The organism is Neorhizobium petrolearium (assembly GCF_029854435.1).
GTDB lineage: Bacteria > Pseudomonadota > Alphaproteobacteria > Rhizobiales > Rhizobiaceae > Neorhizobium > Neorhizobium petrolearium.
The window spans coordinates 194,518-208,546 of record NZ_CP123000.1 but is presented as its reverse complement, the minus strand read 5'-3'; the positions used below and the strand labels follow the sequence as shown (position 1 = coordinate 208,546).

The window sequence follows — 14,029 nt, the reverse complement described above, 5'->3', positions numbered from 1 at the left end:
ACTTGCGACATTGCGGACCTTTTCTCCTTCTCCCCGCGGTGCTTGAGAATGCCGGCGGCGACCTTATTTCAAATGATGCAGCTTCTCACCCGCAGGAGACGAAAATGACCGCGCCGCACCCTTCCAAGACGCATATCGGCAACCACAAGCTCCATCCCGAAACGCAGATGCTGAACTACGGCTACGATCCGGAGCTTTCCGAAGGGGCGGTCAAGCCGCCGGTCTTCCTCACCTCCACCTTCGTGTTCAAATCGGCGGAAGAGGGCCGCGACTTCTTCGATTTCGTCTCCGGCCGCCGCGAGCCGCCGCCCGGCACCGGCGCGGGCCTCGTCTATTCCCGCTTCAACCACCCGAACAGCGAGATCGTCGAGGACCGGCTGGCGGTCTACGAACAGGCGGAAAGCTGCGCGCTCTTTTCCTCCGGCATGTCGGCGATCGCCACGACGCTGCTAGCCTTCGTCAAGCCGGGCGACAGCATCCTGCATTCGCAGCCGCTCTATGGCGGCACCGAAACGCTGCTTGCGAAAACCTTCCTCAACCTCGGCGTCGCGGCGGTCGGATTTGCCGACGGGGTCAACGGGTCGTCGGTCACCGCCGCCGCGGAAGAGGCGATGGCGAAAGGCCGCGTCTCGGTGATCCTCATCGAGACGCCGGCCAACCCGACCAACAGCCTGGTCGACATTCCGCTGATGCGGAGCGTGGCGGAGGCGATCGGCAAACGGCAGGGCCACACGCCGGTGATCGCCTGTGACAACACGCTGCTTGGCCCGGTCTTCCAGCGGCCGATCGAGCACGGGGCCGACATCTCGCTCTATTCGCTGACCAAATATGTCGGCGGCCATTCGGACCTGATCGCCGGGGCGGCACTCGGCTCCAAGGCGGTGATGAAGCAGGTGAAGGCGCTGCGCGGGGCGATCGGCACGCAGCTCGACCCGCATTCCTGCTGGATGCTCGGCCGTTCGCTCGAGACGCTGTCGATCCGCATGGAAAAGGCGAATGCCAATGCGGCCGCGGTCGCCGAATTCCTGCTCAGCCATCCGCGGGTGGAAAAGCTGCACTACCTGCCCTTCAACGATCCGCAATCGCCGGCCGGAAAGGTCTTTTCCCGGCAATGCAGCGGCGGCGGCTCGACGTTCTCCTTCGACATTCAGGGCGGGCAGCCGGCCTCTTTCCGGTTTCTCAACGCACTCTCCATCTTCAAGCTGGCGGTGAGCCTCGGCGGCACGGAATCGCTTGCCAGCCACCCGGCGACCATGACCCATTCCGGCGTGCCGGCGGAGGTGCGCGAGCGGATCGGCGTGCTCGACAGTACCATCCGGCTTTCGATCGGCATCGAGCACCCGGACGACCTGATCGCGGATCTCACGATCGCGCTCGACAAGGCGTGAGCGGGGGGCGTGAGCGGGGGGCGTGAGCGGGGGGCGTGAACGGGGGCGTGAACGGACCCGCTTCCCAAATCCTGCAAATCTGTTAGCAAGGATGGCGGGTAAAGGGGACAGGCGGCGGACCGCATGTCAGCACTCCTCCACACCGTCCGACGGCCGCCCCGCGTATTTAGGCTCGTCGTTCCTGGAGGGGAAAAGTTTCTCAAGCCCGTCATAGAGGATTTTTGCGCGGCGCGTCTCTTCCCCGCGGGCGCAGGGCGGATAGGCCGCGTTATAACCGGCCTTGTATTGTGCATCGCTGAGGAACCCGACGCAGCGTTTTGCGCGACGGCATTTGCCCAGGGCACAATCCTTCCAGAAGCCGACATGGGTGGCGCCGAACTGGGTGACCCTTTGGCGTATTTCGTGCTGCTTTCGCTCCGGCAGCCGGCGGAATTCGCCCCAGGTCATGCCAAAATACCAGGGCTCGGCATCCTCCTCTTCCTCTCTGCGCTTCCATTCCGCCTCACTCAATGCCATTGCTCGCCCTCCTTTCGCGCATGCTTTCTCGTTCACGCGACCGGTCCGGCCCGTGGTTTGCTGATTGATGGAGAGCCCACACGAATGCGGAACCTCAAATGATTTTAGTATGTGGCTCCGCATTCGCGTGGCCTTCGGCGTCTTGTCAGGGCTTCCGGCCCCTACAGGTGATCACCTCGCCTCGCTGCATGGCTTCATTCGCGGTCTCCTTTCGGGAAACCCTGCCACTTGGACGGCTCAACCGAACCCGGCCCGGCGGCCAGGGGAAGGCTTGATAGGAGCGTTTGTCTTGCGACGAACTCTCCATGGCTTTCACCTCCTTGACCTTTCCTGCACGTTACAGGTCCAGCCAAGGCGCCGGCTCCCGCCTGCCCGCGAACGTCTCGCGAAACACTCCGGCGACGGAAGCGAGGGGGATTGTAGGCATAGAACGGGAGGGCGGGGATGAAGAGCAGAGAATTTACCCCCTCACCTGAAAAATCTAGCACTTAGCTTTCAGCTAAGATGCTGATTTTTCTTCCTCTCCCGCCAAGGGAGAGGTAGGGTGCCACGATTGCCCGTCGAGCAAGCTTCCACGTTTCTCAGAGCAAAAGCAGTACGGCTGGCGCGTTATCTCTCCCCTTGCGGGAGAGAAAGCAATTTCGAAGCCTTAGCGAAGCTAAGCTTCAGAAATTGCAAGTGAGGGGAAACTCTGCCCCTCAATCGCTGCCGCCGCGCACCTCTTCCACCGCAAGCGAGCCCTCCGGCAACGGCCGCAACAGTTCGCTTTCCGGCTTCGTCAGATGCAGCCAGTGGCGCCAGTCTTCCGGCCTCAGCACCACGACCTGGCGGTTGTGGACCGGCGCGACATCCGGCCCCGGCGCGGTGGTCAGCATGGTGAAGGCGGGCGGCTGGTTTCCCTGCCCTTCCCTCCAGAGGCCGGCGATCGCCATGAACGGCGCGTCGTTCAGCGTGAAGCGGTGTTTTGCCTTCGGATATTTCGTGCCGGTGAATTCGAAGAAGGCCGAGGCCGGGACGAGGCAGCGGCGGCTTGCCGCAAAACTGCGGCCCTCCGAGCGGAAATTGAAGACCGGCCCGCCTTTTCTCCCCTCCGGTGGCGGAAAACCGAAGGTCATGGGGAAAAGCTCGACCACCTCGCCCTCCGCAAGCCGCATCACCGGACTGGTATCGCCGATGCGGATGTCATCGGCCTGAGGCAGCGCGAGCTCGGTCTCGTGCGGCGGGACGCGAAGGTCTCCATGGCCTTGCGGTATTCGGCGTAGCGGATGTGTTGTTCGTAGTCGTTGCACATGGAGAGGAAGGTAGGGCGGGAGGTGGGCGGTGGGGAGAGGGCTTCCTTGGGATAAAAGAGTGTCGCACGCTGCCTGCTTGTGTCTGGATCATCGGGTCACCCTCGGGCCTGACCCGAGGGCCGAGGTTTCCACACGGTGCGGCGAGCGGACGTGGCCAGAGCAAGGTCGGTCCATTTTGCTGCCAGTTTGGCTTGTGCTCGGATCCTCGGGTCAAGCCCGAGGATGACTAAAGAGAGGGGGGTGCCAAAGGTGCCAGACGAGAGGTGGTGCCGTAATAATTCTCCCCACAGTCGGCTGCCGAGGCGAGATCTTGTAAGCAAACCACTTACCGAGTCCCGCCCTCCATGATGCTTTGAGGCATACGCAACGGCAACTTGGGGCACCTTAGCTCCGCTCCTCTCCGTAGTCATCCTCGGGCTTGACCCGAGGATCCAGACACAAGCAAACTTTAGGATTTGAGGCACCTCGGCCCTCGGGTCGGGCCAGAGGACCAAAACCAGCAAACGAAACCCCTCAAAACCCACGGATTGACGAGGCGTATTCGACACAAGCATCCTGCTCGCATGGCGGGATATGTCTACATCGTCACCAACCACAAGCACGGGACGCTTTATATCGGCGTGACGTCCGATCTTGAACGCCGCATCTACGAACATCGCGAAGCGCTCACGCCCGGCTTCACCTCGAAATACGGTTGCAAGCAGCTCGTCTGGTACGAAGAGTTCTGGAACATCCAGGACGCCATCCAGCGTGAGAAATCATTGAAGCGCTGGTATCGGAAATGGAAGATCGACCTGATCGAGAAGATGAACCCGGACTGGCGGGATTTGTATTATGAGTTGGGGTGAGAGTGGGTTGGGCTTGTTTTTGGATCCTCGGGTCAAGCCCGAGGATGACTAAAGAGAGGTGGGAACAAGGATAGCACGGCTGCCGTTAAGTTCTGCGCTTACGCTAATCAAGTGATGGAAGTGGCGATTGACGCTATTTGGCCGCCAACAATAGGCCAGACTTTTCGACGAGCGTCTGGCCCGGAGGAAGTATCTCGGCAGTTCCCTTTTCCTCATCGAAATGTATGAGGGCCTTCTTGTGAAGGTCCTTAAGAATTTTCCGCTTGAAGTCGGTTCCATTCTTATATTCCACCCATGTCTGCAACAGTGCGGTTTTAACCGGCTTAGTCTCCGCATATAAGAGGATTAGAACTTTCTGTCCTGCGGTCTTTGCTGGTTCCAGGATGCGGCGAACATCACCACTTGACCAAACAACTTGAAAAGTACGGGCAGTAACCGCTTCGACCAAAGAATGAGAGTCGTCTAAGGGAAGCTGGGAGAAAAACCGCACGAATTCTGCCATCACCCATTTCATAGCACGCAGGAAGAATTCGGCGTCCATGTGATTAGGACTTACCTCGCCGCCTACATGACCGATCGCTCGATTGTTCCGCAACTCATAAAGTCCTAGCAGAATACGTGGAATTTGGATGCAGAGAGAGCGGCCCTTTGTCTTATTGTACTGCTCCAAGTTGAGGCAGCTTGTCTTGAAGTCCGAGGGCTTGGTTGCCGAAGCGGGAAAAGTCCCAATAGCGTGCCCAGCACAGATGCAGAAGGCTATTTCACAAAATTTACCTGCCTTAAGACCGACTTTTTCCCAATCGCTTGCTCGATATTCATCTAGAGCTTGCTCAAATTGATCAATAAGCGGTTCTCTCAATCCATCAGGAAGGACCTGAAGTGCGCTGCGGATAGAGGATACGCTCAACGCTTAGAGCCTGACCGAAAAAGATAGGATATTCGGCTTGCGCCCCACCTCGGACGGTGATGCGGGAAGGTGCTGCGCTTCGAGCTGATGATAGAACGTGGTCTGTCGCGACAGCCACAAGCATCAGGAAAGGAAGCGCAGCATGAAGCACTTTATCGGCCTCGATGTCTCGGTGAAAGAGACCGCCGTTTGCATTGTCGACGAAACGGGCAAAATCTGCCGGGAGGTGAAGGTTCACAGCCACCCCGACGATTTGCTCGCGGTCGTGAAGGATCCGAGCTGGAACATCGAACGGGTCGGGCTCGAGGCTGGGCCCTTGTCGCAGTGGCTTTTCGAGGGGCTTGCAAGCGCAGGATTGCCGGTCATCTGCATCGAGACGCGCCATGTGAAGGCGTTCCTGAAGGCCCAGCCGAACAAGACTGATCGTAACGACGCGCGTGGAATCGCGCAGATGATGCGGGTCAACCTGTATCGTCCGGTGCATGTGAAAACGCTGACGAGCCAGAAGCGGCGGGCGCTCTTGACGGCCCGCAAGCTCCTGCAAGGCAAGGCGATAGCCATCGAGAATGACATCCGCGGCCTTCTGCGCAACTTCGGCCTCAAGGTTGGTGTTGTGGGAACGGTGAAGTTCGACGAGCGCATTCGAGAGCTCGTCGAAGGCATGCCCGACCTGGAAGACCTCATCGGGCCACTGCTTTCTGCCCGGAACAAGCTGCGCGCCGAATTTGCTCGTCTGCACAAGAAGGTGCTGGCGTCCGCCGAGGAGGATGCGACCTGCAAGCGCTTGATGACGATCCCCGGTGTCGGTGCCGTCACGGCGCTGGCCTATACCGCAACCATCGACATTCCGCAGCGTTTCAGAAGCTCCAAGGCAGTGGGTCCCATCCTCGGGCTGACGCCGAAGCTCAACGAGTCCGGTGAAAGCAAGCGTGTGGGCCGCATCTCCCTGTGTGGGGACGGCATGATGAGAACGCTGCTCTATGAGGCCGCACAGACGCTGCTGACGCGCGTGACGAAATGGTCATGGTTGAGAGCCTGGGCAATGAACGTCGCGAAGCGGCGCGGGATGCGCAAAGCCATTGTCGCACTTGCGCGTCGCCTTGCAGTCATCATGCATCGCATGTGGCTGGATGGCGCTGGGTTCCGCTGGACGCGGGAAGCTACGGCCCCGACCATCTGATCCGGACGGCCAGGAAGGAGAGAGACAGAAAGTTCCGCCCCGGCGGACAAGCGTCCTTCGCAGGACGATGGATGAGGTAAGTTCGTACTCAACTCCGTGCCGACCGCACTCGATGACTCGATGTCGGTCAGGACGCTAAAAAAGATAGGACTGCCTCATTCTCCTGATCCTATGCTGGGAGGGCAAAGCGCCGATCCCGTAGAGAAGCAAGGACCTGCGAAAGACGTCGATGCCGGGCACATGGAAAGGCTCGAAGCGCTTGACCTGAACACGCCGAATAGAGAAGAGTTGAGTGAAATCAGCCAGTTGTGATTCCTTCGGATTTGCTTAGGATTCGATGGAGACCGCAATGGGCTGGACTGATTTCACCCGCCGCCAATATGGCCGACGGACGGTGCGTTATGCAAGTGATCTGACGGACAGGGAATGGCTGCTGATCGCTCCCTTTATGCCGACGCCACGCAGGCTCGGTCGACCGCGCAAGACGGAATTGCGTGAAGTTTTGAACGCACTGCTTTACATCGCATCGACCGGATGCCAATGGCGGATGCTGCCGAAGGATTTTCCACCCTATTCAACCGTGCAGGGTTACTTCTACGAGTGGCGGGCGACTGGCTTGTGGCTGCGGATCAACCATCATCTCGTTATGGAGACGCGCGAGCTGGAGGGAAAGGAAGCCTCGCCAACGGCGGGCGTGATCGACAGTCAGAGCGTCAAAACGACCGAAAGTGGCGGGATTGCGGGCTATGACGCGGGCAAGAAGACCAAAGGTCGCAAGCGTCATATTGTCGTCGACACGCTCGGCTTGATGGTGGGGCTCGTCGTTCACGGCGCAGACATTCAAGACCGCGACGGTGCGGCTGCAGTCCTTAAAACCATCCTCAGACGCTGGCCGTGGCTCAGGCACATCTTTGCTGACGGCGGTTATGCCGGTCCGAAACTGCGGGCAGCATTGCAGAAGGTCGCGAAGTTCACGCTCCAGATCGTCAAGCGAACAGACAAGGCAAAGGGCTTCGAAGTGCTGCCGCGTCGCTGGGTCGTGGAGCGCACATTCGCCTGGCTTGGTAGATGCAGGCGACTGACCAAAGACTGGGAGAAATCAATCGCCTCCGCTGAAACCTGGATGCTCATCGCCCACATCCGCATTCTCACCCGGAGGCTCGCAAGGTATTATGTCTATTGAGCTCTTTTCGAGTCAGGCTCTAAGTCCCTGTCCCAGAAATATTTGAAGGGCCCGTTGCCTTCTTTAGTTCTTTGCAACTGGCCACGGTCAAAGAGCTTTCCTGCCGCAGCGGCAACTTGGTTACTTTTGTGGGTCCAGCCCTTAGCTTTTAGGCCAGCAATGATGTCTCCTCCACCTCGATGTTCCTTAAAGAACCCATCAGCTTTTAGGGCCAGCAAACGGTCACCGCAGGATTGACCTTTTGGCGGAAGACTTCCCCTTCTGCGTTTAATTTTTTGCTTAACGGCTTCCTCTGCGTTCCCTTCATCGAGGATCACAGGAGAATCATCTTCGGTGTCCTGACTGTTTGATTGACCTTGTGGCCGACTGCCGAAGCCGACTTCTTCGATTAACGGGAAGAGTTTGGCGAGCAGGCCTTCGACGAAGTCCTTCTCGCCTTCAATGTCAATGACACCTGCGGGGGCGTCGATGTGCACTCGGTTCGTCATATGATTGAATCTCGTTAGATATTAACTCCATGGTGGAGGGAGTTCTTTATTTAATCAAGATCCGTCGAGGCGGTGCTATATTTCCTACCGGAGTTACACACAGCTTAAGACAGAAATCTGCAAAGTTTAGACTAAAACAGCGACACAGGCGGTCTAAACTTGCGAGTCTGTTCACAAATAAACAAACAGCAGGCCTCAAGAGGCCTGCTGTTTGTGTCGGTATTCGACTTGATTTACGCCGCCTCCCTCGCTTTCCCATACGGGTCAAACCGCCCGTAAAACGTCTCGCCCTTCGCCGCCATGTCCTTCAGCAGCTCCGTCGGCTTGAAATGCGGGCCGTAGCTCGCCGCCAGCTTTTCGCAGAGCGCGACAAAGGTCTTCACGCCCATGCCGTCGATGTAGGAGAGTGTGCCGCCGGTATAGGGGGCGAAGCCGAAGCCCAGGATGGAGCCGACGTCCGCCTCGCGCGGGTCGGTGACGATGCCCTCTTCCATGGTGCGGGCGGCTTCCAGCGCGATGGTCACCAGGAGGCGCTGCTTCAAGGTGTTGACGTCGACCTCTTCGGCCTTTTTCTGCGGGTAGAGCGTCTTCAGCTCCGGCCAGAGATATTTTTTGGCGGGCTTGGCCGGGTATTCGTAGAACCCCTTGCCGTTCTTGCGACCGCGGCGGTCGAAGACGTCGACCATCTGGTCGATGAGCGCCATATGCTCCGGCTTGACGGCGTTCGGCCCGAGATCAGCGATCGAGGCCTTCATGATCTTCTGGGAAAGATCGACGGCGACCTCGTCGTTGAGCGATAGCGGGCCGACCGGCATGCCGGCCATTTTCGCGGCGTTCTCGATCATCGCCGCCGGCACGCCCTCGGTCAGCATGTCATAGGCTTCGTTGATGTAACGGAAGACGCAGCGGTTGACATAAAAGCCGCGGGTGTCGTTGACGACGATCGGCGTTTTCCTGATCGCGGCGACGTAATCCAGCGCCACGGCGAGCGCCTTGTCGCCCGACTTCTCGCCGAGGATGACCTCGGTCAGCATCATCTTTTCCACCGGCGAGAAGAAATGCACGCCGATGAACTGGTCGGGGCGTTTTGAATTTTCCGCAAGGCCGGTGATCGGCAGGGTCGAGGTGTTGGAGGCGAAGACGGTGGTTTCCGGGATGACCGCCTCGACCGCCTCGATGACCGCCTTCTTGACGGCGCGATCCTCGAAGACCGCCTCGACGACGAGCGAAGCATCGGAAAGTGCGCCATAATCCGGCGTGGGCGTGATCAGCGACAGCAGCTTCTCGCCTTCTTCCTTTGTCATCCTTCCCTTACCGATGGAATCCGCTACCAGCTTTTCGGAGACGGCCTTGCCCTTGTCGGCTGCCTCCTGGTCGCGGTCGATCAGGGTGACGGGAATGCCGGCGGCGGCCGTGACATAGGCGATCGAGGCGCCCATGAAGCCCGCGCCGACGACGCCGACCTTTTTGAACTCCGTCTTCGGGAAACCGGCAGGACGGCAGGCGCCCTTGCCGAGCTCCTGCATGGAGACGAAGAGCGAGCGGATCATCGAGAAGGCTTCGGTGGTCTGCAGGATCTCGGTGAAATAACGCTGCTCGACCTTCAGGCCCAGATCGAAGGGAAGCTGCAGGCCCTCGTAGACGCATTTGAGGATCGCCAGCGCCGCCGGATAATTGCCGGCCGTCTCGCGGCGCAGGATGGCCGGGGCCGCCGGCCAGAGCTGGGCCGATGCCGGCGTCCAGATGCCGCCGCCCGGCACCTTGAAACCCTTTTCATCCCACGGGGCGACGGGCTTCAGCCCGTCCCTGATCATCTGTTTTGCCGCATTGATCAGCTCGCCCGGCTCGACCACCTGATGGACGAGGCCCATGGCCTTGGCGCGCTGGGGGGTGAGCGTCTGGCCGGTCGTCATCATCTGCAGGGCATCCTGCGTGTTGGCAAGGCGGGAGACGCGCTGGGTGCCGCCCGCACCGGGGAAGATGCCGACCTTGACTTCCGGCAGCGCGAGCTTGACGCCTTTCGAACTGGCGGCGACGCGGCCATGGCAGGAAAGCGCAAGCTCGAAGGCGCCGCCCATGCAGGTGCCGTTGACGGCGGCAACCCAGGGCTTGCCGCAGGTCTCGACCTTGCGCCACAGCCAGGACATGCGGCCGGCGGCATCGAAGAGCTTTTTCACCGCGGCTTGCGGGTCCCTCGCCTTTTCCTCGGCGAGCATCGAGAACATCGACTTGATCATGGTGAGATCGGCGCCGCCGGAGAAGGACGATTTTCCGGACGTGAAGACCACGCCCTTGACGGCGCTATCCGCGACCGTGGCGTCGACGATCTGTTCGATCTCGTCCATCACCTCCTGGGTGAAGACGTTCATCGACTTTTCCGGCATGTCCCAGGTGACGAGTGCAATGCCGTCGGCGTCGGTTTCGACGGTGAAGTTGTTGTAGGTGCTCATGGCGGGATTTCCTCTTCCCTTGAAATCTATCGGCCGTTCCGCTTCCTTCGTCATCCTCGGGCTTGTCCCGAGGATCTACCACCGTGGTTAGATGCTCGGGACAAGCCCGAGCATGACGGAGGGGCTGTTGCGGCTCAAACCCGTTCGATAATCGTCGCCGTGCCCATGCCGGCGCCGATGCAGAGTGTCACGAGCGCGGTGTTCAGGTCGCGCCGTTCCAGCTCGTCCAGCACTGTGCCGAGGATCATCGCGCCGGTGGCGCCGAGCGGATGGCCCATGGCGATCGCGCCGCCGTTGACGTTGATGCGGTCGTGGCTGATCCCGAAAGCCTGCATGTAGCGCAGCACGACGGCGGCGAAGGCCTCGTTGAGTTCGAAGAGGTCGATATCGGAAAGCTGCATGCCGGAACGCGCAAGCAGCTTTTCCGTGACATCCACCGGACCGGTCAGCATCAGCGCCGGTTCGGAGCCGATATTGGCGAAGGCGCGGATGCGGGCACGCGGTTTGATGCCCATCGATTCGCCGCCGGCCCTGGAGCCGAGGAGGACCGCACCGGCGCCATCGACGATGCCCGACGAATTGCCGGCGTGGTGGACGTAATTGATGCGCTCGACTTCCGGATGGGCCTGGATGCCGACGGCTTCGAAACCGCCCATCTCACCCGGCATCTGGAAGGACGGATTGAGGGAGGCCAGCGCCTGCATGTCGGTTTCCGGGCGCATGTGCTCGTCGCGGTCGAGGATCGTGAGCCCGTTCTGGTCCTTCACCGGGATGACCGATCTGGAGAAATAGCCGTTCTTCCAGGCATTTGCGGCGCGCTTCTGGCTTTCGACCGCATAGGCATCCACATCGTCGCGGGTAAAGCCGTATTTCGTCGCGATCAGATCGGCCGAGACGCCTTGCGGCATGAAATAGGCGGGGAAGTTGACGGAAGGGTCCATGTACCAGGAGCCGCCGGACATGCCCATGCCGACGCGCGACATGCTCTCCACCCCGCCGGCGATCACGATATCGTCGGAACCGGCGATGATCTTGCCGGCGGCGAGGTTGACCGCGTCGAGCGCAGAGGCGCAGAAGCGGGAGATCTGCATGCCGGGCGCCCTGAAGGAGTAGCCGGCCTCGAAGGCGGCGGCCTTGGGGATGACGGCGCCGGCATCCATGACCGGATCGACGCAGCCCATGATGATGTCGTCGACCTCAGTCGTGTCGAGGCCGTTCCGGTCGCGCAGCGCTTCCAGCGTCTTGGCGGCGAGGCGGACGGAAGGCACTTCGTGGAGGCTGCCATCCTTCTTGCCGCGCCCGCGCGGCGTGCGCACATGGTCGTAGATAAAGGCTTCGGTCATGGTGTCATCTCCCTATCGGCGTACGGACGCCGTTGAATTCCTGTTTCCCTTCTCCCCAGCGGGGAGAAGTGCCGAGCAAATGCGAGGCGATGAGGGGCTCCGGCGAAAGCCGTAGCTAAAAAAGACGCCTCGTCATTCGCGGCCCCCTCATCCGGCCCTTCGGGCCACCTTCTCCCCGGAGGGAGAAGGGGAAATCAAAACGCTTCCGCCGCCAGTTCCATCAGGCTGTCGGCACCCGCCTCGATCCGGGCCTTGCGCAGCGCCGTTTCCGGCATGACCTTTTCCATGAAGAATTTCGCCGTGACCAGCTTGTTCTTCAGGTAATCGGCGCGGGCATCGCCGGCGGCAAGCCTCTCCTGCGCGGTCTTCGCCATCTTCGCCCACATGTAGCCGAGTGTCACGAGGCCGAAGAGATGCATGTAATCGGTCGCGCCGGCACCGGCATTGTCGGGTTTGGCCATGGCGTTCTGCATGAACCACATCGTCGCCGCCTGCAGGTCGTTCAGGCCCTTCTTGAGAGCCTTGGTGAACAGGACCATGTTCTCGTCGGCGCGGTTCTCTTCGCAGAAATCGCCGATTTCCTTGAAAAAGGCCATGGCGGCGCGGCCGCCGTTCAGCGCCAGCTTGCGGCCGACCAGATCGAGCGCCTGGATGCCGTTCGCCCCCTCATAGATCATGGTGATGCGGGCATCGCGCACATACTGGCTCATGCCATGCTCTTCGATATAGCCGTGGCCGCCGAAGACCTGCTGGGCCATGACGGCATGCTCGAAGCCCTTGTCGGTCAGGACGCCCTTGAGGATGGGGGTCGCGAGGCCGAGCAGGTCGTCGGCGTTCTGGCGCTCCTTCTCGTCTTCCGAGCGGTGGGCGATGTCGGATTTCAGCGCGGTCCACAGGAGGAAGGCGCGGCCGGCCTCGTTGAAGGCGCGGATGGTCATCAGCGTACGGCGGATATCGGCATGCACGATGATCGGGTCGGCCTTGCCGGCAGGGTTCTTCGGGCCGGAGAGCGAGCGGCCCTGAAGACGCTCGTTGGCATAGGCGACAGCGTTCTGGTAGGCCGTCTCGGCGACCGCCAACCCCTGCAGGCCGACACCGAGGCGCGCCTCGTTCATCATCACGAACATGGCGGCGAGGCCCTTGTTTTCCGCGCCGATCAGGTAGCCCACCGCATCGTCGTAGTTCATGACGCAGGTGGCATTGCCGTGAATGCCCATCTTGTGCTCGATCGCGCCGCAGGCAACCCCGTTGCGATCACCAAGAGAACCGTCCCCCTTGACCAGGAATTTCGGCACGATGAAGAGCGAAATGCCCTTGGTGCCCTCCGGCGCACCCTCGATGCGGGCAAGCACCAGATGCACGATATTGTCGGTCATGCCGTGCTCGCCGGCGGAGATGAAGATTTTCTGACCGGAGATCTTGTAAGTGCCATCACCTTGAGGCACCGCCCTGGTGCGCAGCAGGCCAAGATCGGTGCCGCAATGGGGCTCGGTCAGGTTCATGGTGCCGGACCAGGTACCTTCCACCATCTTCGGCAGATAAGTCTGCTTCTGCTCATCGGAACCGTGCACGAGGATCGCGGCGATGGCGCCCTGGGTCAGGCCCGGATACATCATCAGCGACATGTTGGCCGACGACATGTATTCGCCGACCGCGGCATGCAGCGTGTAGGGAAGTCCCTGTCCGCCGAATTCCGGCGGTACGGCAAGGCCGATCCAGCCGGACTGGCAATACTGGTCATAGGCTTCCTTGAAGCCCCCGGGCACGGAAACGGTGCCGTCGTCGTGGCGGGTACAGCCCTCCTGATCTCCGGAGAGATTGAGCGGAAAAAGCACGTCTTCCGCGACCTTGGCGGCCTCTCCGACGATCGCTTCGAGCATGTCCGGCGAAGCATCCGCAAAGCCCGGCAGGTTGCCGTAGCGTTCCAGCCCCAGCACATCGTTCAAGATGAAAAGCGTGTCGTTTACCGGCGCCTTGTACACTGGCATGGTCGAGCTTCCTCCTATCCTCGTCTGAATCCTCGCTCCGGCGCCTTCGGCTCCGCGGCAAGATCCGTATCCTGCTCCCATGAATAATTGACGTTTGCGTAAACGTCAAATGTGCTGGAAACGAAATTTTCCGTCCACGGACCGCCTCTTCTTCTCCGTTCAAGCCGACGCATCAACACGCGGAACAGATCCAGGCTCAAGACAAGCGGGAAGACTGCGCTCGCCAATCGAACGTCATGCCACATAAGAGCCCGAACCTGCCGGAAAAGGTTAAAATTTTCACTCCGGTTAACGACTTGTTTACCACGTTTCGGGAAATAGTGGGGCCTGGAGCGACGCAGAGCATTTACTTCAGAAATGCCGCGCCCGCCGGAAATGGCAAGTCTTGTGTAGGGGTATCCCAATAAACGGCCGATTTTGCGGGAGAAGCAGGCTCTCTCAACCTG

The 14,029-nt window shown here is 60.3% G+C and carries 11 protein-coding genes and 1 pseudogene; 5 read left to right on the top strand and 7 right to left on the bottom strand.

The window, feature by feature from the left end:
- The first annotated feature begins 104 nt into the window (after positions 1–104).
- A complete protein-coding gene (locus QEO92_RS01095) occupies positions 105–1,388 on the top strand; it encodes a cystathionine gamma-synthase family protein (protein WP_227701880.1) in 1,284 nt (427 codons plus the stop codon).
- Positions 1,389–1,514: 126 nt separating this feature from the next.
- Here the strand turns inward: QEO92_RS01095 and QEO92_RS01090 are convergent, their stop codons facing one another.
- Both QEO92_RS01090 and QEO92_RS01085 read right to left on the bottom strand, forming a co-directional pair.
- Positions 1,515–1,904, bottom strand: coding sequence for a hypothetical protein (locus QEO92_RS01090; protein ID WP_227701879.1), 390 nt, complete (start codon positions 1,902–1,904; stop codon positions 1,515–1,517).
- Positions 1,905–2,602: 698 nt separating this feature from the next.
- Positions 2,603–3,195 (bottom strand): annotated as a pseudogene (locus QEO92_RS01085) (SOS response-associated peptidase).
- A 564-nt stretch (positions 3,196–3,759) separates the two neighbouring features.
- On the opposite strand from QEO92_RS01085, the gene QEO92_RS01080 reads away from it, so the two are divergent.
- Positions 3,760–4,044 (top strand): GIY-YIG nuclease family protein, encoded by a 285-nt coding sequence (locus QEO92_RS01080; RefSeq protein ID WP_227701878.1) that lies wholly within the window; start codon positions 3,760–3,762, stop codon positions 4,042–4,044.
- Between the two features lie 133 nt (positions 4,045–4,177).
- Here QEO92_RS01080 and QEO92_RS01075 read toward each other — a convergent pair whose 3' ends face one another.
- On the bottom strand, positions 4,178–4,951 hold the full coding sequence (locus QEO92_RS01075) for a hypothetical protein (RefSeq protein WP_227701877.1): 774 nt from the start codon (positions 4,949–4,951) through the stop codon (positions 4,178–4,180).
- Positions 4,952–5,093: 142 nt separating this feature from the next.
- On the opposite strand from QEO92_RS01075, the gene QEO92_RS01070 reads away from it, so the two are divergent.
- The 3 genes from QEO92_RS01070 (at position 5,094) to QEO92_RS01060 (ending at position 7,314) form a co-directional block, all read left to right on the top strand.
- Positions 5,094–6,131 (top strand): IS110 family RNA-guided transposase, encoded by a 1,038-nt coding sequence (locus QEO92_RS01070; protein WP_210058920.1) that lies wholly within the window; start codon positions 5,094–5,096, stop codon positions 6,129–6,131.
- A 120-nt stretch (positions 6,132–6,251) separates the two neighbouring features.
- Positions 6,252–6,443, top strand: a complete 192-nt coding sequence (locus tag QEO92_RS01065; protein ID WP_227701876.1) for a hypothetical protein — start codon at positions 6,252–6,254, stop codon at positions 6,441–6,443.
- A gap of 37 nt (positions 6,444–6,480) precedes the next feature.
- Complete coding sequence (locus tag QEO92_RS01060) at positions 6,481–7,314, top strand: IS5 family transposase (RefSeq protein ID WP_210058921.1); 834 nt, start codon at positions 6,481–6,483, stop codon at positions 7,312–7,314.
- Here the strand turns inward: QEO92_RS01060 and QEO92_RS01055 are convergent.
- The 4 genes from QEO92_RS01055 to QEO92_RS01040 all read right to left on the bottom strand — a co-directional run bounded on the left by QEO92_RS01055 (position 7,308) and on the right by QEO92_RS01040 (position 13,583).
- Entirely contained in the window at positions 7,308–7,802 is a 495-nt protein-coding gene (locus QEO92_RS01055) for a hypothetical protein (protein ID WP_227701875.1), read from the bottom strand. The two genes, QEO92_RS01060 and QEO92_RS01055, sit on opposite strands and share 7 nt — an antisense overlap.
- Before the next feature lie 233 nt (positions 7,803–8,035).
- Positions 8,036–10,252 carry an FAD-dependent oxidoreductase gene (locus QEO92_RS01050; protein ID WP_227701874.1) on the bottom strand — a complete coding sequence of 739 codons (2,217 nt, stop codon included), beginning with the start codon at positions 10,250–10,252 and terminating at the stop codon, positions 8,036–8,038.
- A gap of 134 nt (positions 10,253–10,386) precedes the next feature.
- Positions 10,387–11,595, bottom strand: a complete 1,209-nt coding sequence (locus QEO92_RS01045; protein ID WP_227701873.1) for an acetyl-CoA C-acetyltransferase — start codon at positions 11,593–11,595, stop codon at positions 10,387–10,389.
- 194 nt (positions 11,596–11,789) lie between these two features.
- The gene (locus QEO92_RS01040) at positions 11,790–13,583 is read right to left on the bottom strand and encodes an acyl-CoA dehydrogenase C-terminal domain-containing protein (RefSeq protein ID WP_227701872.1); all 1,794 of its coding nucleotides are present in this window, start codon (positions 13,581–13,583) and stop codon (positions 11,790–11,792) included.
- Between the last annotated feature and the right edge of the window lie 446 nt (positions 13,584–14,029).

What these genes read in the sequence shown, in the direction of transcription:
- QEO92_RS01095 (WP_227701880.1), top strand. Translation starts at nt 105, where the DNA reads ATGACCGCGCCGCACCCTTCCAAGACGCATATCGGCAACCACAAGCTC.
- QEO92_RS01090 (WP_227701879.1), bottom strand. Translation starts at nt 1,904, where the DNA reads ATGGCATTGAGTGAGGCGGAATGGAAGCGCAGAGAGGAAGAGGAGGAT.
- QEO92_RS01080 (WP_227701878.1), top strand. Translation starts at nt 3,760, where the DNA reads ATGGCGGGATATGTCTACATCGTCACCAACCACAAGCACGGGACGCTT.
- QEO92_RS01070 (WP_210058920.1), top strand. Translation starts at nt 5,094, where the DNA reads ATGAAGCACTTTATCGGCCTCGATGTCTCGGTGAAAGAGACCGCCGTT.
- QEO92_RS01065 (WP_227701876.1), top strand. Translation starts at nt 6,252, where the DNA reads ATGTCGGTCAGGACGCTAAAAAAGATAGGACTGCCTCATTCTCCTGAT.
- QEO92_RS01060 (WP_210058921.1), top strand. Translation starts at nt 6,481, where the DNA reads ATGGGCTGGACTGATTTCACCCGCCGCCAATATGGCCGACGGACGGTG.
- QEO92_RS01055 (WP_227701875.1), bottom strand. Translation starts at nt 7,802, where the DNA reads ATGACGAACCGAGTGCACATCGACGCCCCCGCAGGTGTCATTGACATT.
- QEO92_RS01050 (WP_227701874.1), bottom strand. Translation starts at nt 10,252, where the DNA reads ATGAGCACCTACAACAACTTCACCGTCGAAACCGACGCCGACGGCATT.
- QEO92_RS01045 (WP_227701873.1), bottom strand. Translation starts at nt 11,595, where the DNA reads ATGACCGAAGCCTTTATCTACGACCATGTGCGCACGCCGCGCGGGCGC.
- QEO92_RS01040 (WP_227701872.1), bottom strand. Translation starts at nt 13,583, where the DNA reads ATGCCAGTGTACAAGGCGCCGGTAAACGACACGCTTTTCATCTTGAAC.